At 74.2% G+C, this 20,707-nt stretch carries 18 protein-coding genes; 3 read left to right on the forward strand and 15 right to left on the reverse strand.

Features of this window, described 5'->3' with window-relative positions:
• Positions 1-38: 38 nt before the first annotated feature.
• The 8 genes from leuS to AC1WTP_RS17245 all read right to left on the reverse strand — a co-directional run bounded on the left by leuS (position 39) and on the right by AC1WTP_RS17245 (position 9,261).
• Complete coding sequence (gene leuS / locus AC1WTP_RS17210; RefSeq protein WP_481650267.1) at positions 39-2,903, reverse strand: leucine--tRNA ligase; 2,865 nt, start codon at positions 2,901-2,903, stop codon at positions 39-41.
• 247 nt (positions 2,904-3,150) lie between these two features.
• On the reverse strand, positions 3,151-3,507 hold the full coding sequence (gene mnhG, locus AC1WTP_RS17215) for a monovalent cation/H(+) antiporter subunit G (protein WP_481650268.1): 357 nt from the start codon (positions 3,505-3,507) through the stop codon (positions 3,151-3,153).
• Positions 3,504-3,761: an MrpF/PhaF family protein gene (locus AC1WTP_RS17220; protein ID WP_481650269.1), complete on the reverse strand. Its 258-nt coding sequence runs from the start codon at positions 3,759-3,761 to the stop codon at positions 3,504-3,506. The genes mnhG and AC1WTP_RS17220 overlap by 4 nt, the downstream gene beginning before the upstream one ends.
• Positions 3,762-3,764: 3 nt before the next feature.
• Positions 3,765-4,154, reverse strand: a complete 390-nt coding sequence (locus AC1WTP_RS17225) for a Na+/H+ antiporter subunit E (RefSeq protein WP_481650270.1) — start codon at positions 4,152-4,154, stop codon at positions 3,765-3,767.
• On the reverse strand, positions 4,151-5,620 hold the full coding sequence (locus AC1WTP_RS17230; protein ID WP_481650271.1) for a proton-conducting transporter transmembrane domain-containing protein: 1,470 nt from the start codon (positions 5,618-5,620) through the stop codon (positions 4,151-4,153). Before AC1WTP_RS17230 ends, AC1WTP_RS17225 begins: the two co-directional genes overlap by 4 nt.
• Positions 5,617-5,940 (reverse strand): sodium:proton antiporter, encoded by a 324-nt coding sequence (locus AC1WTP_RS17235; protein ID WP_481650272.1) that lies wholly within the window; start codon positions 5,938-5,940, stop codon positions 5,617-5,619. Before AC1WTP_RS17235 ends, AC1WTP_RS17230 begins: the two co-directional genes overlap by 4 nt.
• Positions 5,937-8,792 carry a hydrogen gas-evolving membrane-bound hydrogenase subunit E gene (gene mbhE / locus AC1WTP_RS17240; RefSeq protein WP_481650273.1) on the reverse strand — a complete coding sequence of 952 codons (2,856 nt, stop codon included), beginning with the start codon at positions 8,790-8,792 and terminating at the stop codon, positions 5,937-5,939. Before mbhE ends, AC1WTP_RS17235 begins: the two co-directional genes overlap by 4 nt.
• Before the next feature lie 70 nt (positions 8,793-8,862).
• Positions 8,863-9,261: an L-lactate permease gene (locus tag AC1WTP_RS17245; RefSeq protein WP_481650274.1), complete on the reverse strand. Its 399-nt coding sequence runs from the start codon at positions 9,259-9,261 to the stop codon at positions 8,863-8,865.
• Between the two features lie 243 nt (positions 9,262-9,504).
• On the opposite strand from AC1WTP_RS17245, the gene AC1WTP_RS17250 reads away from it, so the two are divergent.
• Genes AC1WTP_RS17250 through AC1WTP_RS17260 form a run of 3 tightly spaced genes read left to right on the forward strand, consistent with a single transcriptional unit; the run spans position 9,505 to position 14,348 of the window.
• A complete protein-coding gene (locus AC1WTP_RS17250; RefSeq protein WP_481650275.1) occupies positions 9,505-10,557 on the forward strand; it encodes an AAA family ATPase in 1,053 nt (350 codons plus the stop codon).
• A 1-nt stretch (position 10,558) separates the two neighbouring features.
• A complete protein-coding gene (locus tag AC1WTP_RS17255) occupies positions 10,559-11,857 on the forward strand; it encodes a DUF58 domain-containing protein (protein ID WP_481650276.1) in 1,299 nt (432 codons plus the stop codon).
• A gap of 16 nt (positions 11,858-11,873) precedes the next feature.
• Entirely contained in the window at positions 11,874-14,348 is a 2,475-nt protein-coding gene (locus tag AC1WTP_RS17260; protein ID WP_481650277.1) for a transglutaminase TgpA family protein, read from the forward strand.
• Between the two features lie 465 nt (positions 14,349-14,813).
• Here AC1WTP_RS17260 and AC1WTP_RS17265 read toward each other — a convergent pair whose 3' ends face one another.
• The 7 genes from AC1WTP_RS17265 to AC1WTP_RS17295 all read right to left on the reverse strand — a co-directional run bounded on the left by AC1WTP_RS17265 (position 14,814) and on the right by AC1WTP_RS17295 (position 20,700).
• Positions 14,814-15,209 (reverse strand): DUF3040 domain-containing protein, encoded by a 396-nt coding sequence (locus AC1WTP_RS17265; protein WP_088992747.1) that lies wholly within the window; start codon positions 15,207-15,209, stop codon positions 14,814-14,816.
• 115 nt (positions 15,210-15,324) lie between these two features.
• Positions 15,325-16,584: a DNA polymerase IV gene (locus tag AC1WTP_RS17270; RefSeq protein WP_481650278.1), complete on the reverse strand. Its 1,260-nt coding sequence runs from the start codon at positions 16,582-16,584 to the stop codon at positions 15,325-15,327.
• 126 nt (positions 16,585-16,710) lie between these two features.
• Positions 16,711-17,889, reverse strand: coding sequence for an alkaline phosphatase family protein (locus AC1WTP_RS17275; RefSeq protein ID WP_481650279.1), 1,179 nt, complete (start codon positions 17,887-17,889; stop codon positions 16,711-16,713).
• Positions 17,886-18,653, reverse strand: coding sequence for a methyltransferase domain-containing protein (locus AC1WTP_RS17280; protein ID WP_481650280.1), 768 nt, complete (start codon positions 18,651-18,653; stop codon positions 17,886-17,888). Before AC1WTP_RS17280 ends, AC1WTP_RS17275 begins: the two co-directional genes overlap by 4 nt.
• 9 nt (positions 18,654-18,662) lie before the next feature.
• Positions 18,663-19,586: a carbohydrate ABC transporter permease gene (locus AC1WTP_RS17285; RefSeq protein WP_481650281.1), complete on the reverse strand. Its 924-nt coding sequence runs from the start codon at positions 19,584-19,586 to the stop codon at positions 18,663-18,665.
• Positions 19,583-19,750 carry a hypothetical protein gene (locus tag AC1WTP_RS17290; protein WP_481650282.1) on the reverse strand — a complete coding sequence of 56 codons (168 nt, stop codon included), beginning with the start codon at positions 19,748-19,750 and terminating at the stop codon, positions 19,583-19,585. The genes AC1WTP_RS17285 and AC1WTP_RS17290 overlap by 4 nt, the downstream gene beginning before the upstream one ends.
• Positions 19,747-20,700, reverse strand: a complete 954-nt coding sequence (locus AC1WTP_RS17295; RefSeq protein ID WP_481650283.1) for a carbohydrate ABC transporter permease — start codon at positions 20,698-20,700, stop codon at positions 19,747-19,749. The genes AC1WTP_RS17290 and AC1WTP_RS17295 overlap by 4 nt, the downstream gene beginning before the upstream one ends.
• Positions 20,701-20,707: the final 7 nt, after the last annotated feature.

Raw genomic sequence — 20,707 nt, forward strand, 5'->3', positions numbered from 1 at the left:
CGGGCCCGACTCGGGGCGGGCCCGGCGGGCGGAACGGGTCAGGCGACCACGGAGACCATCCGGCCGGCCACCACGATGACCTTGCGGGGCTCCTTGCCGGCCAGGGTGCCGGCCACCGCCTCCAGCGCGGCGGCGCGGACGGTCTCCTCCGATGCGTCGGCGGGCACCTCGACCCGGCCGCGGACCTTGCCGTTGACCTGCACGGGGTAGGTCACCGTCTCGGCCACCAGCAGGGCCGGGTCGGCCACCGGGAAGTCCGCGTAGGTCAGCGAGAAGTCGTGCCCCAGCCGCCGCCACAGCTCCTCGGCGATGTGCGGGGCGAACGGCGCCAGCATCAGCACCAGCGGCTCGGCCACCTCGCGCGGGGTGGCCGACAGCCGGGTCAGCCCGTTGGTCAGCTCGATCAGCTTGGCGATCGCGGTGTTGAACCGGATCGCGTCCATGTCGCCGCGGACCCCGTCGATCACCTTGTGCAGCAGCCGCCGGGTCGCCTCGTCGGCCGGGTCGTCGGTGACCCGCAGCTCGCCGGTCTGCTCGTCGACGACCGCGCGCCAGACCCGCTGCAGGAACCGGTAGGAGCCGACCACCGCCCGGGTCTCCCACGGCCGGGACACCTCCAGCGGGCCCATCGACATCTCGTAGACCCGGAACGTGTCCGCCCCGTACGCCGCGCACATCTCGTCCGGCGTGACCACGTTCTTCAGCGACTTGCCCATCTTGCCGTACTCGCGCTTGACCTCGGTGTCGCCCAGGTAGAAGCCGCCGTCGCGCTCGGTCACCTCCTCGGCGGGCACGTAGGCGCCCCGGGCGTCGGTGTACGCGTACGCCTGGATGTAGCCCTGGTTGAACAGCTTGCGGAACGGCTCGAACGACGAGACGTGCCCCAGGTCGTACAGCACCTTGTGCCAGAACCGGGCGTACAGCAGGTGCAGCACGGCGTGCTCGGCGCCGCCGACGTACAGGTCGGTGCCCCCGCAGTCGCCGGCGCCGCGCGGGCCCATCCAGTACCGCTCGTTCTCCGCGTCGACGAACCGCTCGGAGTTGGTCGGGTCCAGGTAGCGCAGCTCGTACCAGCACGAGCCGGCCCACTGCGGCATCACGTTGGTCTCCCGGGTGTACCGCTTCGGGCCGTCACCCAGGTCCAGCTCCACCTCGACCCAGTCGCGGCGGCGCGACAGCGGGGTCTCCGGGTTCGAGTCGGCGTCGTCCGGGTCGAACGTCTTCGGCGAGAAGTCGTCCACCTCCGGCAGCTCGACCGGCAGCATCTCCTCCGGCAGGGCGATGGCCGCGCCGGTCTCGTCGTAGACGATCGGGAACGGCTCACCCCAGTAGCGCTGCCGGCTGAACAGCCAGTCCCGCAGCCGGTAGGTGACCGCGCCGCGGCCGTGCCCGGCGGCCTCCAGCCACTCGATGATCCGGGCCTTGGCGTCGGCCACCCCCAGGCCGTTCAGGTCCAGGCCGCGGTCGGGCGCGGCGCTGTTGATCGCCGGCCCGTCCCCGGTGTACGCCTTGCCGGTGAAGCCCTCCGCCGGCTGCACGGTACGCACGATCGGCAGCTCGAAGACCTCGGCGAACTCCCAGTCCCGCTCGTCCTGCGCCGGCACCGCCATGATCGCGCCGGTGCCGTAGCCGGCCAGCACGTAGTCGGCGATGAAGATCGGGATCTGCGCGTCGTTGACCGGGTTGGTGGCGTACGCCCCGACGAAGACGCCGGTCTTCTCCTTCGTCTCCGCCTGCCGCTCGACGTCGGTCTTGGCCGCCGCCGCCTTCCGGTACGCCTCGACGGCCGCCCGCGGGTTGGCGTGCCCGCCGGTCCAGGCCTCCTTCGTCCCCGCCGGCCAGGCCGCCGGCACCAGCGCGTCGACCAGTTCGTGTTCCGGCGCCAGCACCATGTAGGTGGCCCCGAAGACGGTGTCCGGCCGGGTGGTGAAGACAGTGATGCGGCCTTCGCCCGCAGAACCGGAATCACCGGCCGAGGTAGGGAAGAAGATGTGCGCGCCCTGGGAGCGGCCGATCCAGTTGCGCTGCATCATCTTGATCGGCTCGGGCCAGTCCAGGGTGTCCAGGTCGTCCAGCAGCCGGTCCCCGTACGCGGTGATCCGCATCATCCACTGCTTCAGGTTCCGCTTGAAGACCGGGAAGTTGCCGCGCTCGGAGCGGCCGTCCGCGGTGACCTCCTCGTTGGCCAGCACGGTGCCCAGCCCCGGGCACCAGTTGACCGGGGCCTCCGAGACGTACGCCAGCCGGTGGTCGTCGACGATCCGCCGGCGCTCGGCCACGGTCAGCTCGGCCCACGGCCGGCCGTCGGGGGTGGGCCGGGCGCCACCCTCGAACTCACTGATCAGCTCGGCGATCGGCCGGGCCCTGCCGGCCCGCGCGTCGTACCAGGCGTTGAAGATCTGCAGGAAGATCCACTGGGTCCAGCGGTAGAAGTCGACGTCGATGGTGGCCACCGAGCGGCGCTCGTCGTGGGCCAGCCCCAGCCGGCGCAGCTGCGACTTGTAGCGCTCGATGTTCGCCTCGGTGGTGGTCCGCGGGTTGGTGCCGGTCTGCACCGCGTACTGCTCGGCGGGCAGGCCGAACGCGTCGAAGCCCATCGCGTGCAGCACGTTGCGCCCGGCCATCCGCTGGTAGCGGGCGAAGCAGTCGGTGCCGATGTAACCCAGCGGGTGCCCGACGTGCAGGCCGGCGCCGGACGGATAGGGGAACATGTCCAGCACGTACAGCTTCTCGGCGCCCGCCCGGGGGTGACCCGGGTCGGCCAGCGGACCGGTCGGGTTCGGGGCGTGGAAGGTGCCCTCGCGGTCCCAGAAGTCCTGCCAGCGGTGCTCGATCTCGTCGGCCAGGGCCGCGGTGTACCGGAACGGGGGGATGTCGTTGGCCGGTGCGGCTGCCTCACTCATGGCGTCTCCTCGCGTCGCTCGGCGCGTCGTCTCGTGCTTGTCTGGTGGGTGCTGCCGCCCGAGCGCCGGGCGGGCCGGCGACGGGCACAAAAAAGCCCCTCACGCATGAGGGGCCGCCGTGCTGTCGCGCGTGTCAGCGCATCAGCACGGCCCGGTAAGGAGCAGGAAGACTCCGGCCATGTCCGGCAGTGTACCCCGGACGGCGACCAGGAACGTGCCCGAGGCCACCGGCCGGGGCGGGCCGGTCTCATCCGCCGGGCTCCGACCGGTCCCCGCCGGGCACCCGCCCGCCGAGTTCGTCGTACCGGGTGCTCTCGGCCAGCGGGCTGCCCGCCCGGTACGCGGCCCGGGCCAGGGCGTACCCGCCGACCGGCGCGGAGACCAGCTGCAACCCGGCGGCCACCAGGATCACCACGGCCGTCCGGACGCCGGGCATCAGCAGCAGCACCGCGAGCAGGACGCAGATCAGGCCCAGGCTGCCGGCCTTGGCCACGGCGTTCATCCGGTTGTAGACGTCAGGCAGCCGGATCAGGCCGAGGGCGCTGACCGCGATCAGCCCGGTGCCGGTCACCAGCAGCACCGACGCGAGCGCCGTCCGGATCACGGCCGCCGCCGGTGCACGAGCCGGGCCAGCGCGACCGTGGCCAGGAAGCTGACCAGGGTGCCGGTGAGGACCAGGTCCAGCAGGTCCGGCGAGTCCAGCCGGACGGCCAGCACGGCCACCGCCGCCAGGAACACGAAGAACCCGTAGTCGAGCGCGGCCGCCCGGTCGGCGTCGGTCGGGCCGATGATCACCCGCCCGACAACCACGGTCATCGACAGGGCGAGCACGACGAGCACCACGTCGAGCAGAAGCATCCGTCACCTCCGTCCCTCGGTACCGGCCCGGGCGGACCCGACCGGACGGGCCGCCGCCAGCAGCCGGGTCTCCAGTTCGGTGAGCCTGCGGCGGAACGCCGCCGCGTCCGCGGCGTACATGCCGTGCACCCACATCGCCCGCGGGTCGCGGCGCACCGCCAGCGTGAGGGTGCCCGGGGTCAGGGTCACGCAGAGGGCGACCAGGGCCACCTCGTTGTCCGTCCGGGCGCGCAACGGCACGCGGACCACGGCCGGCTGCAGCCCCGAGCCCGGCGTGAGGATCTCCCGGGCCACCACGAGGTTCGCCTCCACCAGCCGGACCGCGAACCAGGCCAGGAACCGGACGATCCGCGCCGCCCGCACCACCGTCCGCCACGGCACTGCCCCGTTCACCGCCCGCGCACCGCCCGCACGTATCCGCTGGGCTCGAGCAACCCCACCGCGGCGGCGTCCGCCACCTGCAGCAGCGGCCCGCCGAGCGGCCCGAGGAGCAGGGCGCACGTGGCGAGCGCCAGCGGCGGGCCGACCAGCGCCGGCCCGGAACGGACGGGGCGCTGCGGGGCCGCCCGCGGGGGCGCCTCGCCCCAGAAGACGGCCCCCCAGATCTTCAGCATCGACAGCAGCGTCACCAGGCTGACCAGCACCGCCACGGTCATCGAGAGCCAGTCACCGACGTCGCCGGCGGACCGCAGCACCAGGAACTTGGCGAGGAAGCCCGCGAACGGCGGCAGGCCGGCCAGGGACAGGGCCGCGGCGCCGAAGGCCAGGGCGAGCATCGGGCGGTCCCGGACCAGCCCGCCCAACTGGCTCAACCGGTCGGTGCCGTGGACGGCCCGGACGGCGGCCGCGCACAGGAACAGCGCCGCCTTCACCAGCACGTACTGGGCCAGATAGAAGATGGCGGCAGCGAGACTGGCGGCGGTGAACAGGGCGAGTCCGAGCAGCACGTACCCCATCTGGCTCACCATGTGGAACGCCAGCACCCGGCGCATCGACCCGGCACCCACCGCACCGAGCACCCCGACCACCATGGACGCCAGCGCCACCGCCACCAGCAGCGGGTGGTACGCCGGGTCACCCCCGTACAGCACGGCGTAGACCCGGATGACCGCGTACAACCCGACCTTGGTGAGCAGGCCGGAGAAGAGCGCGACGACCACCGGCGATGCGACCGGATAGGCACGGGGCAGCCAGTCGTGCAGGGGCACGAGCGCGCTCTTGAGCGCGAACGCCAGCAGGACCACGCCGCCGGCGACCGCCACCGAGGAAACCTCGCGGGCCGCCCCGGCGAGGTCGGCGAGCCCGACCGTCCCGGTGATCCCGTAGATCAGCCCGACGCCGGTCAGCAGGAGCGTGGACCCGAGCAGGTTCGTAGCGACGTACACCCGCCCGGCACCGGCGCGGCCCGGGCCGCCGGACAGGGCCAGCAGGACGTACGACGGGACGAGCATGACCTCGATCAGCACGAACAGGTTGAACAGATCGGTGGTGAGGAACGCACCGTACGCGCCGGCCGACAGCACCAGCGCCAGCGGCAGGAACGCCCGCCGGCGGTCCTCACCTGTCGCCGAGGCCGCCACCAGACAGGCCAGCACCACGGTCGCCGCCACCGTGACCAGCAGCGCACTCAGCGGGTCGGCCGCCAGGGTGATCGCGACGACGGCCGGCCAGTCCCCGACCCGGACCACCGGCACCTCCCCGCCCCGGGTGGCCGCCAGCAGGACACCGCCCACCGCGAGGACCGCCGCCGTGGCGACGAGCGCCACGGCCCGCCGCAGCGCCGGCCGGCCCGGCAGGGCGAGCAGCGCCCCGGCGGCGAGCAGCGGACCCGCCAGCGGAACCACCAGCAGAGCGCTCATCGGGGCTCCCCGCTCCGGTCATCCGGCGGCCGGCTTCCCCGCCGAGGTGCACGGCGCAGCAGGCGGAGCAGGTGGACGGTGATGCCGAACGTGATCACGATCGCGGTCAGCATGAAGGCCTGGGGCAGCGGATCGACGCTCTCCGGTCCGGTGCCGTCGACGGCGTCCTCCCGCCGGCGCAGGCCGCCGGCCGCCAGCAGGAGCACGTTCACGGCGTGGCCGAGCAGGACGAACCCGAGCACCAGCCGCAACTGCCCGGGCCGCAGCAGCAGGAACACACCGGCCGCCACCAGCACGCCGACGATCAACGGCCCGCTCACGGGACGCTCTCCCGGACCGGGCCGGGCGCGGGACCGGCCGGCGCGGCGTCCAACCGGCGGACCGCCGCCACGATTAGGGCCAACACCACCAGGTACACGCCCAGGTCGAACACGAGCGACGACGTCACCGTGGCGGGGCCGGGCACGGTGACCTTGACCGGGGTGAGAAGGGCCCGTCCGGCGGCCATCGGCGCCGCGCCTGCGGCCAGCGCCAGCAGCACACCGGCGGTCAGCAGCGGCACCGTCCGGAGACGGCCGAGCAGCGGCGCCCCGACGGGATGGGCCAGGTGGCCGAGGCCGACGGCCGTGCCGGCGATCAGCGCACCGATGAAGCCACCGCCGGTCTCCTCGTGGCCGCGCAGGAACAGCAGCACGGACACGGCGAGCATGACCGGGGCCAGCACGCGGTACGCCAGACCCAGCACCGGATCGACCGCGTACCGCACGGCCCGACCCGGGAGCCGTAGGGTCTCGTCCCGCCGGGCGCCCACCGGCCCGCCGGGTCCGGCTGCGGTAGGAACGTCGGGCCCCGCTGTGGTGCCGGCGTCCGGCCCGGACCGGGGCGCCTTGTCGCGCCCGGCGCCGTGGGCGAGCCCGACCAGGCCGACGGCGACCACCGCGAGCACGACCGCCTCGCCGAGCGTGTCGAGCGCCCGGAAGTCGACGAGGATCGTGTTGACGACGTTGTCCCCGCCGGTCGCCGGCTCCGCCTCCCGCAGGTACCACCCGCCCGCCGGGGACAACTCGCGGCGGCCGGTCAGCGCCGCCGTCGCCGCCGTCGCCGCCGCCCCGGTGAGCACCGCCAGCACGGCGCCGGCGGCGACCCCCGTCCGTCGCCCGGCCGCGACCAGCCGGCCGGGCCGGCCCCGCAGGGCGAGCATGACCACCACCGCGGTGAGCACCTCGACCAGCATCAGCGTGAGCGCGACGTCCGGCGCACCCGTGGTGAGGAACCAGGCCGAGAGGATCAGACCGACCACCCCGGTCAGCGCGACCGCGCCGAGCGCGGAGCGGGTCGTGAGCAGGCCGGCGAGGGTGACCACCAGCAGCCCGAGCACCAGCCAGTCCCCGCCGCGGGTGGGGTCGCCCCGCGGGGCGGGCAGCGGGCCGAGCAGCACCGCGGCGGCCGCCGCGAGCGCCACCACGGCGAGCAGCGGCCGGGCCAGGTACGGCGCCGGATCCGCGGCCCGGGCGGGCCGGCCCACGACCACCCCCAGGTGCACCAGCGCAGCGCGCCCCCGCTCCAGGTAACCGGCGAACGGCGGTCCCGTCGGGACGACGGCGAGCACCCGGCCGATCCGGCGCCGGAACACGAACAGCAGCGTCCCGAGCACGACGGTGAGTGCGGAGAGGCCGAGCGCCGGCGTGAAGCCGTGCCAGAACGCCAGGTAGGGCGGCTGCCCCTGGGGCCGGGCATCGCTGGCGGCCCGCTCGACCAGCGGGCTCAGGACCGCCACGGTGGGGCCGAGAGCGGTTGCGGCGACGGCGGCTACCGCCGCCGGTGCGAGGAACGACCACGCCGGCTCGTACAACTCGCGCTGCCGGGTCGGTCCGGCGACGATCCCGTGGACCAGGCGCGCCGTGTACGCGAAGGTGAGCACCGAGGCGAGCACGCCGAGACCGGCCGCCGACCAGCCGATCCACGCCACGCCGTGCACCTCGCCCAACGCTTCGAAGATCGCCTCCTTGCCGACGAAGCCGATCGTCGGCGGCAGCCCGGCGATCGACATGGCGGCCAGTCCGGTCAGCGCCACCGTCACCGGCATCTCCCGCCACAGCCCGGACAGCTGCCGCAGGTCCCGGCTGCCGGCCTGGTGGTCGATGATCCCGACCAGCATGAACAGCGTGGCCTTGAACAGCGCGTGGGCGGTGGTGTAGAGGATCGCCGCCGCGTCCGACGCGGGTGTCCCCACGCCGATCACCCCGACCAGCAGGCCGAGCTGACTCACCGTCGAGTACGCGAGCAACGCCTTGAGGTCGTGCTGGCGCAGCGCCAGCAGCGCGCCGATGACCGCGGTGAGCAGCCCGACGGCGATGAGGGTGAGGTCCCACGCCCACCGACCGCCGAACAGCGCCGAGAAGCGCATCAGCAGGTAGATGCCGGCCTTCACCATCGTCGCCGCGTGCAGGTAGGCGCTGACGGGGGTGATCGCCACCATCGCGCCGGGCAGCCAGAAGTGGAACGGCACCTGCGCCGACTTCGTGAAGGCCGCGACGACGATCAGGGCACCCGCCGCCCACGCGGGTCCGACCGCCAAAAGGCCCGGGTCGGCCAGGATCCGGTCGAGGTCGGTGGTGCCGAGGCTCCCGGTGAGCACGACCACCGCCGCCAGCAGTGCCAGGCCACCGGCCGAGGTGACCAGGAGCGCCCGGATCGCCGGCCCGCGCGCCGCCGAGCGGCCGTCCTGCCCGATGAGTACGAACGACAGGACGCTCGTCAACTCCCAGAAGACGAAGAGCACGAGCAGGTCGTCGGCGAGGACCAGGCCCAGCATCGCCCCGGCGAACAGGGTCATCGTGACGTACACCCGGGTGTGCGGGCCGTCGGTGCTCAAATAGCGCGGGCAGTAGGCCATGATGAACCCGCCAACGCCCAGCACCAGCAGGGCGAAGACGAGGCTGAGGGCGTCCATGCGCAGGGCGGCGGACACCCCCAGCGACGGCAGCCACGGCCAGGAGACGGTGACCGACCGGTCGTCGAGGATCACCGGGAGCCGGGTGAGCAGCAGACCGGCCCCGCTCAAATAGCCGACGGCCAGCGGGTAACCGGCGTCCCGGCCGAGCCACCGGGTCAGCGCCGGCGCGGCGGCGGCGAGCAGGAGCTGCCAACTGAGGACGACCGCCAGGATCATGCCGGCCCGCAGAGCACCGGCCCGCGCCCGACGCCCCGGCGCCGCGGCACCGCCACCGTCGTGGGCCGCATCAGTACCCGAGCGCCGCGCCGTCACCGCGCGGGTCGGCGCCCGCCTCCAGCAGCCCCCGCTCGGCGTCGATCCGGATGGCGTGCGCGTGACGGGAGAGGCCACGCCGCAGCGCGTCGAAGGCGCCCGCGGCGGTCCCGATCCGGTACAGCAGCAGCGCCGGCCAGATCACCAGGAGGATGAACACGGCGTCCCAGACGCCCTTGCCGGCCGCGACCCCGACCGTCTCCCACGGCGTACGAAAGAACACCAGCGCCACGGCCGCGGCGAGGAACATGCCGACGGGCCCGGCCTGCGGCGCCTTCCAGCGCAGCACCGCCAGCAGGACGAGCAGCACCACGACCGGGGAGAGGGCGAGTAGCCAATGTCCGATATCGACCGGCAAGGGCGCGTCGTCCATGATCCTCCCTTCGGGTCGAGCAGCGCGGGTACCCGCTCGCAGTACCTCCACACCTCCCCCACCGGGCGAATATTCGGGGCGTAACCGACGGTCCACCTGCGCGGGTCGGCGAAGACGACAAACATGGTTAGCCTGAGAGGCCAGTGAGATTTCTGCGGCAGACGAGGCTCGGCGTCGCGAACCCAACGGCGGGTCCAGGTGCTCTATACAGAGCTGCCGTGATCGGCGACGAGGAGGAGGCCCGTGACACAACAGACCTGGGACGAGGTGGGCGGTCTGCTGCCGCACGACGAGTTCCGCGCCGCCAGCGAAGCCATCGTCTCGAACATCGAGCAGGTCATCGAGGGCAAGACCGCCACCGTGCGGCTCGCGCTGGCCGTGCTGCTGGCCGAGGGTCACCTGCTCATCGAGGACGTCCCGGGCGTCGGCAAGACCAAGCTGGCCAAGGCGATGGCCCGGTCGATCGACTGCTCGGTACGCCGCATCCAGTTCACCCCCGACCTGCTGCCCAGCGACGTGACCGGGGTCAGCGTCTACAACCAGGAGACGCACGACTTCGAGTTCCGGCCGGGCGCCGTCTTCGCCAACCTGGTGGTCGGCGACGAGATCAACCGCGCCTCGCCGAAGACCCAGTCGGCGCTGCTGGAGTGCATGGAGGAGCGGCAGGTCACCGTCGACGGCGTGACCTACCAGCTGCAGACGCCGTTCATGGTGATCGCCACCCAGAACCCGATCGAGATGGAGGGGACCTACCCGCTGCCCGAGGCGCAGCGCGACCGGTTCACCGCCCGGATCGCGATGGGCTACCCGGACCCGGGTGCGGAGCTGGCGATGCTGGACGGGCACGGCGCCACCGACCCGCTGACCGGGCTGCGGCCGGTCTCCGACGCCAACACCGTGCGCCGGCTGATCGGCCACGTCCGGCAGGTGCACGTCGCCGATGCCGTCAAGCAGTACGCGATCGACCTGGTCACCGCCACCCGGGAGGCCCCCGACCTGCGGCTGGGCGCCTCGCCCCGGGCCACCCTGCAACTGCTGCGCACCGCCCGCGCGGTGGCCGCGCTGGAGGGGCGCGACTACGTCCTCCCCGACGACCTGCAGGTGCTCGCCGTGCCGGTGCTGGCGCACCGGATCATCCCCACCGCCGACGCCCAGCTGGCCCGCCGCACCACCGACGCCATCGTCGCCGAGCTGGTGCACCGGCTGCCGCTGCCGCACGACCGCAAGCGCTCCCCCTACGACACCCGGCCGGGCCAGGGCCAGGGTCGGCCGCCGTACGAGCCGCGGAGGCCGTGACGTGCGCGAAGGGCTGCGGGGGCTGACCACCCGGGGCCGCTCGTTCCTGGCGGCCGCGGTCGCCGCCGCGATCTCGTCGGCGATCCTCGGCGAGAAGGACCTGCTCCGGGTCGCCGTGCTGCTCGCCATCCTGCCGCTGCTCGCCGCGGCCTACGTCGGGCGCAGCCGCTACAAGCTGGCCTGCAACCGGTCGCTGGACCCGCACCGGGTGCCGGTCGGGGCCAGCTCGCGGGTGGTGCTGCGGCTGCAGAACCTGTCCCGGCTGCCCACCGGCACCCTGCTGCTGGAGGACCGGCTGCCCTACGCGCTGGGCAGCCGGCCGCGGGTGGTGCTGGAGCGGCTCGGCGCGCACCAGGCCAGCTCGGTGGCGTACACCGTGCGGGCCGACGTGCGCGGCCGGTACGAGGTGGGGCCGCTGGTGGTCCGGATGACCGACCCGTTCGGGTTGTGCGAGCTCAGCCGCGCCTTCCCGAGCACCGACCACCTGACCGTCATCCCGCAGGTCACCCCGCTGCCCTCGGTGCGGCTGCCCGGCGAGTACGCCGGCAGCGGCGACAGCCGGGCCCGCTCGGTGGCGGTGCACGGCGAGGACGACGCCGCCACCCGGGAGTACCGGATGGGCGACGACCTGCGCCGGGTGCACTGGAAGTCGACCGCGCGCACCGGCGAGCTGATGGTCCGGCGGGAGGAGCAGCCCTGGGAGAGCCGCGCCACCGTCGTGCTGGACACCAGGGCGTACGGCCACCGCGGCGACGGCCCGACGGCCAGCTTCGAGTGGGCGGTCTCGGCCGCCGCGAGCATCGCCGTACACCTGCGCCAGGCCGGCTACAAGCTGCGCCTGGTCACCGGCTCCGGTGCGGACGTGGACGCCTCCGAGGCGAGCGGCGACGGCGTGCTCCTGGACCACCTCGCCGAGGTCCGGCTCGACAAGCAGGTCGAGATCACCACGCTGGTGCAGCGGGTCCGGCAGCGCTCGGACGGCGGGCTGATCATCGGCCTGTTCGGCACGCTGAGCACCGCCGAGGCCGAGTTGCTGGCCGGGCTGCGCGGCAACGGCGCCACCTGCGTGGGCTTCCTGCTGCACAGCTCCACCTGGCTCAACCTGCCGGAGAAGGCCCGGGCCGAGGCCGACCAGGCGCACGGCGCCGCCGCGCTGGCCCTGCTGCAGAGCGGGTGGCGGGTGATCGGCGTCGACCACGGCGGCCGGCTGCCGGCGCTGTGGCCGCAGGCGGCCCGGGGTTCGCAGGGCTTCGCGCTGCGGGCGGCGCTGGCCGAGACGGTGGCCGGCGGCGTGCGATGAACGGAAGGCTCCCCTCATGATCGCCCACCGGAACCTGGGCTTCGTCGCCGCCGCGGCGACGCTGCTCGCCGCCGCGCCGCTGTCGGCCATCTTCGAACGCTGGACGTGGCTGATCCAGGCCACCATCGCGGTGGCCGTGGTCGCCGCGGTGGCCGCGCTCGCCCGGTTGGTCCGGGCCCCGCTCTGGGGCCAGGTGCTGGCCATGCTGGCCGGCCTGACGCTCGCCCTGACCTGGCTCTTCCCCGGCGGCACCGAGCTGGTCGCCTTCGTGCCGACGCCGGCCACCTTCGGGCACTTCGCCGACCTGCTCAGCGGCTCCATGCAGGACATGCGCTCGTACGGCGTGAAGGTCCCGGACACCGACCCGCTGCTCTTCCTCACCGTGCTCGGCATCGGCGGGGTGGCCGTGGTGGTCGACGTGCTCGCCGTCGGGCTGCGCCGCCCGGCGCTGGCCGGGCTGCCGATGCTGGCCATCTACTCGGTGCCGGTCGCGATCTACGTGGACAGCGTCCCGCCGGTGCCGTTCGTGGTCGGCGCCGCCGGCTACCTCTGGCTGCTGGTCACCGACAACGTGGACCGGGTGCGCCGGTTCGGCCGCCGGTTCACCGGCGACGGCCGCGACGTGGACGTCTGGGAGTCCTCCCCGCTGGCCGCCGCCGGACGGCGGCTCGCGGTGGTCGGCGTGGCGCTGGCGGTGGTGCTCCCGCTGGCGGTGCCCGGGATGACCGGCGGTCTGCTGGACACTCTCGGCTCCGGCACCGGCAACGGCACCGGCCGGCCAGGGCAGGGCGGCAACCCCGGCCGGATCAACCTCTTCGCCGCGCTGAGCGGGCAGCTGAACCAGTCCGAGGTCGCCGACCTGGTCAAGGTCACCACCAACGAGCCGCAGCCGTTCTACCTGCGCTTCGGGGTCGCCGACGAGCTGCGGCCGGACGGTTTCCGGGTGACCCCGCCGACCGGCCGGCCGGCCAACCGGGACCTGCCGGACCCGGCGGACGGCATCCACCCGGGCGTGGCGCAGAACCGCTACCGGGCCACGGTCGAGGTGACGAAGAACCTCGACATGCCGCTGCTGCCGGTCTACGCCCAACCGGTACGCACCGAGAAGCTGAATGGGAACTGGCTCTACGACGACAACCGGGCCATCCTCTTCTCCAACCGGGAGGACTCCCGCGACAAGCGCTACTCGTTCGAGTACGTCCGCTCGACGTACAGCCCGGACACCCTGCGCCAGGCGCGACCGCTGGGCAGCGACCACGCGGCGCGGCGCCAGTACACCGCGGTGCCGCCGGTGGCCGAGGTGGACGAGCTGGTCAGGGGGCTGGTGCGCGGCAAGCGCACCGAGTACGACAAGGTCCGGGCGATCTACGACCACTTCTCCGCGGACAACGGGTTCAGCTACCAGCTGAGCACCCAGGTCGGCACCAGCGGCCAGGACATCATCGACTTCCTCACCAACAAGGTCGGCTACTGCCAGCAGTACGCCGCCGCGATGGCCTGGCTGGTCCGGGCCGCCGGCATCCCGGCCCGGGTGGCGTTCGGGTTCACCAACGGCAGCAACCGCTCCGGCGACACCTACACGCTGACCAACCGCAACCTGCACGCCTGGACGGAGGTCTACTTCGACCAGATGGGCTGGGTGCCGTTCGACGCCACCCCGGCGTACATGGTGCCGGGGTCGACCCGCTCGGCCTGGGCGCCGGACACCGACGCTCCGGAGGAGACGACGCCCGAGCCGGGCACGACCAGCGCCCCGGGCGAGACCGAGGCGTCGGCCGGCCCGCAGGGCCCGGACTCCCCGGAGGAGGACCCGGACTCCGGCCTGGCGATCGGCGGCAGCGGGCCGACCGAGCAGGCCCCGGTCTGGCCCTGGTGGGCGGCCGGCGCGCTGGCCCTGCTCGCTCTGCTCGCCCTGCCGGCGCTGCGCCGGCTGGCCCTGCGCCGGCGGCGCGGCGGCCGGGTTGCCGCCGTCCCGACGGCGGCGATGCAGGCGGCGGGTGGTGACGGGTCCACCGAGGGGCCGCGGATGGTCGTGCTCGGCGTGGACGCCGACCGGGCCCGCGCGGACGCGCACGCCGCCTGGGACGAACTGCTCGACACCCTGGTCGACTTCCGGGTCCGGGTGGACCGCACGGAGACCCCCCGGGCCACCGCCGACCGCCTGGTCCGGGACACGCTCGGCGCCGACGCCGGTGCCGTCACGGCGGTACGGCTGCTCGGGCGGGCGGAGGAACGCGCCCGCTACGCGCGCGACCCGCTCACCGGCGAGCACCTGCTCCCGGCCCTGCGGTCGGTACGCGGCGCGCTCGCCGCGCAGGCCGGCCGGCGTACCCGACTGCTGGCGGCGGTGCTCCCGCCGTCGGTGCTGCTGCGCTGGCGGCTCGCCGCGGCCGACACCTCGTCCCGCCTGGTGGCGGCGGCGGGACGGGTCCGCTACCGGCTGCTGCGCTGGAGCCCGCGCCGGCTGCTCGCCGGCCGGATGGCCCGCTGACCCGCTCCGGGTGGGCGGTGGCATCCCGCCGTCCACCCGGACACCGCCGGCCCGAGGGCCGGTGGCCGCAGCGGCAGATCACGCCGGCCGCAACGCGAAGGCCACCCTCGCCACTACGGGGAGACCCGGCTGGCCGCCGGCGCGGAGATCACACTCTTTCCTGGAAGTAGTGGCCTCCCTGCGACGCGACACCACTACTTCCGGGAAATAGCACGATCTTGCGCGGCGCGGCGCGGGAGGCGCGGCGCGGCGCGGGGGGCGCGGCCCGGCCCGGCGCGGCGCGGGGCGGGTGGGCGGGTGAGCGGACGGTGGGTCACCCGGCGCGGAGCGGCGTCAGGTCGGCCGACGGCAGAGGTCGGGGCGACCGGCGGCGGGCGGGGCGCGGAGAAACGTCAAAGGTCGCCGGGAGACGTCCCGGCGATCCACCTGGAGGGGTGTGGTGCCCGCCTCAGCGGCGGGTCGGCGTCAGCGGTGCCCCTCCGGGCGCTGCCGCCACCGGTCCTCCAACCGGTCCAGGATCGACGGCCGTCGGCCGGCACGACCGCGGGGACGGCGACGACTCGTCGTACCGCCCACGACGTGCAGGTCGGGTGACTGCGCCCGGCGATGCGACTGCACCGCGAACGCGGCCGAGGCCAGCATGACGACGAAACCCGCCACTGCCAGCGGCGGAGTCTTGATCACCGCGCCGTAGACCAACAGGGCCAGGCCAGCGATGATCACGCCGGCAGCGACGAGCAGGCGACGCCGCGCGTGGAAACGCGGGTCGCTGGCGCGCACGGCCGAGGCGAATTTGGGGTCCTCGGCAAGCGACCGCTCGATCTGCTCGAACAGCCGCTGCTCGTGCTCCGAGAGCGGCACGGCACTCCTCCCCGGTCACGTTGGTCGGCCCGGTCGGACCGACAGACCGTGGCAGCCAACCGGCTGCTTACCCGCAAGTCTACGAGGGGGGTCGCGCGTCGGAAAGCGGGACGACCTATGGCCGGGGTGGATTTTCATTTCGTCGCGGATCCCGGGTGCCGAGCAGACTGGCCGGACCTATGACGGACCGCCCGAAACGGGCAGCCGCGGCGTCGGCGGCAGCTTCCGCCTCCCGCCAGCCGCGCTCGGGCGCGCCCAGGGTGAGCTGCCGCGGGGTCTCCGCCGCCCCGGCGAGCCCTTCCACCCGGACGCCGACCAGCCGGATCCGCTCGCCGGGATCGAGCGCGGTGTAGAGCGCCCAGACCGTGTCGAACATCTCCCGGGCGGTGTCGGTGGGCACGGTGAGGGTGCGGGAGCGGTTCACGGTGCGAAAATCGGCCAGCCGCACCTTCAGCGACACGGTCCGCCCCACCTGACCGGCCCGGCGCAGCCGGGCGCCCACCTTCTCGGCCAGGGCGAGCAGGGCGCGACGGATCTCCAGCGGGTCGGCCACGTCGGCGTCGAAGGTCACCTCGGCGCCGATGGACTTCTCCACGTGCTCCGGGCTCACCCGGCGCGGGTCACGGCCCCAGGCCAGCTCGTGCAGTCCGGTCGCGGACGCCTCGCCGACCGCCCGGCGCAGCATGCCGAACGGCGCCTCGGCGAGATCACCGATGGTGTTCAGGCCGAGCCGGTGCAGCGTCTCCGCCGCTCGTTCCCCCACGCCCCACAGCGCCGACACCGGCAACGGGTGGAGGAAGTCGAGCACCCGCCCGGCCGGAACGACCAGCAATCCGTCGGGCTTGGCCCGGGTGGAGCCGAGCTTGGCCACGAACTTGCTCGGCGCCACCCCGACCGAACAGGTCAGCCCCTGCTCGGCGGCGACCCGCTCGCGGATCAGCCGGGCGATGGCGGCCGGTGGGCCGAAGAGCCGCCGGGCGCCGGCCACGTCGAGGAACGCCTCGTCCAGGGAGAGCGGCTCGACCAGCGGGGTGACGTCCCGGAAGATCTGCATGACCGCCCGGGAGGCGGCCGTGTACTGCTCGAAGTCGGGCGGGAGGTAGACCGCGTGGGGGCAGAGCGCCCGGGCCCGCATGGTGGGCATGGCGCTGCGGACGCCGTAACGCCGGGCCTCGTAGCTGGCCGAACTGACCACCCCGCGCGGGCCGATCCCGCCGACCACCACCGGCCGGCCGCGCAGCTCGGGCCGGCGGCGCACCTCCACCGAGGCGAAGAACGCGTCCATGTCGACGTGCAGGATCGGGCAGCCGGAGTCGTCGGCGTCCGGCCCGAAGCGGGGATCACCGCCCCGCGGCAACGACTGACTGCGACCCATTGCCGCAGGTTAACCCCCGGGTGCGACACCGCCGCCGGCCAGCCGGCCGGCGCCGGCTCCGCCTCTCCGGACGTGACCCGGGCCACCGGGTACGGCCCGCGGGCCGTGGGCCGGCGGCCGACCGGGTCAGCCGCGGACGACCAGCAGCGGGATGGTCATCTCCGCCGCGGTGTCCGCCCCGTGGTACGCCACCAGCCGTGAGGCCAGCGGCTTCTCCGAGCGGGTGGCCATCACCGCGTACGTGTCGTTGCAGACGACCACCACGTCGCCGATGCGGCCCAGGTGCTCCGCCGGCACCGGGCCGAACCAGCCGGCGGCCACCGCCTCCTCCCGGGTGCGCACCCGGGCCGCGTCGCCGAGCACCGCCGACCAGGCGGAAACCACGTCGGCGGTGGCACCGGGGGCCACGTGCAGGTAGCGGACCCGCGGTTCGCCGGCGACCACCCGCACCCCGGCCCGCAGCCGGGGGTCGGTGTCCAGGTCGAAGCGGTGCCCGGCCGGCACGTCGAGCTGCCCGTGGTCGGCGGTGAGCAGCAGCGCGCCCTCCGCCGGCAGCCCGTCCACCAGCCGGGCGAGCAGCCCGTCCACCTCGCCGGCGGCGTGCCGCCAGGGCACCGAGTCGACGCCGGTGAGGTGGCCGTGCCGGTCCAGGTCGGGGTGGTAGCCGGAGACCAGGGTCGGCCCGGCGCCGGCGGCGAGGGCGGCCAGCATCTCCCGGGCCAGCGCGTCCACGCCGGCCGCGCCGCGGTAGTCGCCGCCGCGGTTGGCGGCCACGGTGAGGCCGCTGCCGCCGAACTCGGGGCGGCTCACCACGGTCACCGCGACCCCGGCGGCCCGGGCCCGCTCCAGCTGGGTGCCGACCGGCTGCCAGCGCAGCGGCGCCGGGTCGCCGGCCCACTCGATGTGGTTGAGCACCCGGTCGCTGCCCGGCACCCGGACGGTGAAGCCGAGCACGCCGTGCGCGCCCGGCGCGGCGCCGGTGCCGAGGGTCACCAGGCTGGTCGGCGTGGTGGACGGGAAGCCCGAGGTGAGCGGCCGGCCGACGGTCGCGGCCAGCCCGGCCAGGGTCGGCGCGTACGGGGCGGCGGTCGGGATCTGGTACCAGCCGAGGCCGTCGACCAGCAGCACCGCGATCCGGCGTACCCCGGCCAGCGCCGCGGCGAGCCCGAGCGGGTCGGTGGCGCCGGGCACGCCGAGCACGGCCAACGCGCTGGGCAGCACGTCGGCCAGGCTGCCGGTGCCGTAGCGCGGGGTGACCACCGCCAGCGGGTCGGGCGCGCCGGCCGGTTCGGACGGTCCCGTCATGCCGGCCGGCGGGCGAACACGTGCAGCTGGGCGGCGAGGTCGCGCCACGGCGACCGCCCGGCGAGCGTCCGCTCCAGCTCGACCAGGGCGCCCGGCTGCCCGTCGGCGACGGCGGCGGGGAGCAGGTCGGCGAGCACGCGTACGCCGTGGATCTCCTCGACCACCAGCCCGGCGGCGCCGAGCAGCGCGGCGGCGCCGTCGGCGTCGTAGCGCCGGCGCAGGGTGTCCCGGGGCCCGGCGGTGCCGGCCGGGTCGGCGGCCAGCGTGGCGGCGGTGTCCAGGTGCCCGGTCATCGCCCGGCCGAGCACGGCGGCGGCCCGGCCGGCGACCAGCACGCTCGCGGCGCCGCCGGGGCGCAGCGCGGTGGCCAGCGCGGCCACCACCGGCGCGGGGTCGTCGACCACCTCCAGCACCGCGTGGCAGAGCACCAGGTCGGCGCCGGCCGGCTCGACCAGCCCGGCGAGCGCGTCCCCGTCGCCCTGCACGGCGTGCACCCGCCCGGCGACCCCGGCCTCGGCGGCCCGGCGGGTCAGCGCGGCGAGCGCGTCCGGGCTGGCGTCGACCACGGTGACCCGGTGGCCGGCCCGGGCGAGCGGAACGGCGAAGCCACCGGTGCCGCCGCCCACGTCGAGCACGGTCAGTTCGGCGTCGCCACGGCGGTCCAGCTCGGCGCGCAGCACCGACCAGATCACGGCGGTACGGGGGGTCAGCGGCGGCCCGGCGAACCGGCCTGGGGTCTGCTCCACCCGGTCGAGCCTAGTCACCCGATCCACTCACCCCTTGCGGCCGGTGGTGGCGATGCCCTCGACGAAGTGCCGCTGGGCGAGGAAGAACAGGATGATCATCGGGACGGTGGCGATCACGCTGCCGGCGAGCACCACCTCCCACTGCTGCTCCCCGCCGTAGCCGAACCGGTCCAACACCACCTTGAGCCCGCGCGGCAGGGTGAACAGCTCCTCGTTGCGCAGGTAGATCAGCGGCTTCATCAGGTCCGTCCAGCTGGCCTTGAACTCGAAGACGAAGGCGACCAGTAGGGCCGGGCGGATCAGCGGGAAGGCCAGCCTCCAGAACAGCTGCGGGTAGCTCGCCCCGTCCACCCGGGCCGCCTCGAAGTACTCCCGGGGCAGCGAGAGCAGGAACTGCCGCAGCAGGAAGATGTAGAACGCCGAACCGAACAGGTTGCCCGCCCAGAGCGGCACCTGGGTGTCGGTCAGCCGCAGCTCGGACCAGATCAGGTACGTGGGGATCATGGTCACCGCGAACGGCAGCATCATGGTCGCCAGCACCAGCCCGAAGAGCAGGTCCCGGCCGGGGAAGCGGAAGTAGGCGAAGCCGAACGCCACCCAGGCGCTGGAGATGGTGACCGCCGCGGCGGCGGCCACCCCGACCACCACGCTGTTGGACAGCCAGGTCAGGATCGGCGCCGCCGACCACGCCTGCGAGTAGTTCTCCGGCGCGAAGGGCAGCGGCAGGAAGCCGGGGGCGAAGACGTACTCGCGGGGGCGCAGCGAGGCGCTGACCAGCCAGACGAACGGCAGCATGAAGATCACGGAGGCGCCGGCGAGCGCGGCCACGAAGGCTACCCGCTGCCAGCGCGGCCGCCGGGCGTCCTCGGCGGCCGGCCGGCGGGCCGCCGCCGGCGCCGGCCCGGCTCCGGGCACCGGCGCGGCGGCGGTCCGCTCGACCGCGGTGCTCACGCCTCGGCCCCGTCCTCGGGGTCCTTCTCCACCCGCGAGCGCCGGGCGTTGGCCACCGGTCCGTCGGTGACCGGGTGTTCCCGGGCCTCGCACTGGTGCGGGTGCCAGTCCGCCCCCAGGCGGGTCCGCCGGCTGTTGGCCACCCCGTGGTACGTCTCGCTCATCGGTCCTCCCCCTCGTAGAACACGAACCGGTTGCTGAGCCTCACCTGCACCAGCGTGACCACCATGATGATCACGAAGAGCAGCCAGGCCATGGCCGAGGCGTAGCCCATGTGCAGGAACTGGAACGCTTCCTGGAACAAATGGATCACGTAGAACGATGCCGCGTCGCTGTTGAACCGGTTCTGCGTCTCCCGGTTGCCGAAGTACATGGTGTAGACCTCGGTGAACATCTGCAGCGACGCGATCGTGTTGACGATCAGCGTGAAGAACAGCGCACCGGAGATCATCGGCAGCGTGACGTGGCGGAACCGGGCCCAGGCGCCGGCCCCGTCGATGCTGGCCGCCTCGTAAAGGTCGCGCGGCACGTTCTGCAGCGCGGCGAGATAGATGATCACGGTGGAGCCGAGGCTCCAGAGGCTCATCAGCACGATGCCGGGCATCACCCAGTCCGGGTCGGTGGTCCAGCTCGGCCCCTCGACCCCGACCAGGGCCAGCCCGCGGTTGATCAGGCCGTCCTGGGTGTTGAGCAGGAGCAGGAACAGGATGCCGACGGCCACCGCCGGGGTCATCACCGGCAGGTAGAAGACGGTACGGAAGAAGCCCTGCCACCGCCCCACCCGCTTGAGCAGCAGCGCCAGCCCGAGCGAGACGGCCATCACCAGCGGCACGTGCAGCGCCGTGTAGTAGACCGTGTTGCCGAGGCTGCGGGCGACCTGCGGGTCGGCCACCAGCTCCCGGTAGTTGTCCAGCCCGGTGTACTCGGGCGGGTTGATCACGTCGTACTCGGTGAAGCTCAGCCAGGCGCTGGCGATCATCGGGCCGGCGGTGAAGGCCAGGAACCCGACGATCCACGGCGCCAGGAAGAGGTACGCCCAGCGGGCCTCCCGCCGGGCCAGCGACGTACGGCGGCGCCGGCCCGGGGCGGGAGGAGCGGTGACTGCGGTGGCCATCACCGGC

The organism is Micromonospora sp. R311 (assembly GCF_056780015.1).

What these genes read in the sequence shown, in the direction of transcription:
- AC1WTP_RS17270 (WP_481650278.1), bottom strand. Translation starts at nt 16,584, where the DNA reads ATGGGTCGCAGTCAGTCGTTGCCGCGGGGCGGTGATCCCCGCTTCGGG.
- AC1WTP_RS17295 (WP_481650283.1), bottom strand. Translation starts at nt 20,700, where the DNA reads ATGGCCACCGCAGTCACCGCTCCTCCCGCCCCGGGCCGGCGCCGCCGT.
- AC1WTP_RS17275 (WP_481650279.1), bottom strand. Translation starts at nt 17,889, where the DNA reads ATGACGGGACCGTCCGAACCGGCCGGCGCGCCCGACCCGCTGGCGGTG.
- AC1WTP_RS17230 (WP_481650271.1), bottom strand. Translation starts at nt 5,620, where the DNA reads ATGAGCGCTCTGCTGGTGGTTCCGCTGGCGGGTCCGCTGCTCGCCGCC.
- AC1WTP_RS17290 (WP_481650282.1), bottom strand. Translation starts at nt 19,750, where the DNA reads ATGAGCGAGACGTACCACGGGGTGGCCAACAGCCGGCGGACCCGCCTG.
- leuS (WP_481650267.1), bottom strand. Translation starts at nt 2,903, where the DNA reads ATGAGTGAGGCAGCCGCACCGGCCAACGACATCCCCCCGTTCCGGTAC.
- mbhE (WP_481650273.1), bottom strand. Translation starts at nt 8,792, where the DNA reads ATGATCCTGGCGGTCGTCCTCAGTTGGCAGCTCCTGCTCGCCGCCGCC.
- AC1WTP_RS17220 (WP_481650269.1), bottom strand. Translation starts at nt 3,761, where the DNA reads ATGCTTCTGCTCGACGTGGTGCTCGTCGTGCTCGCCCTGTCGATGACC.
- AC1WTP_RS17245 (WP_481650274.1), bottom strand. Translation starts at nt 9,261, where the DNA reads ATGGACGACGCGCCCTTGCCGGTCGATATCGGACATTGGCTACTCGCC.
- AC1WTP_RS17260 (WP_481650277.1), top strand. Translation starts at nt 11,874, where the DNA reads ATGATCGCCCACCGGAACCTGGGCTTCGTCGCCGCCGCGGCGACGCTG.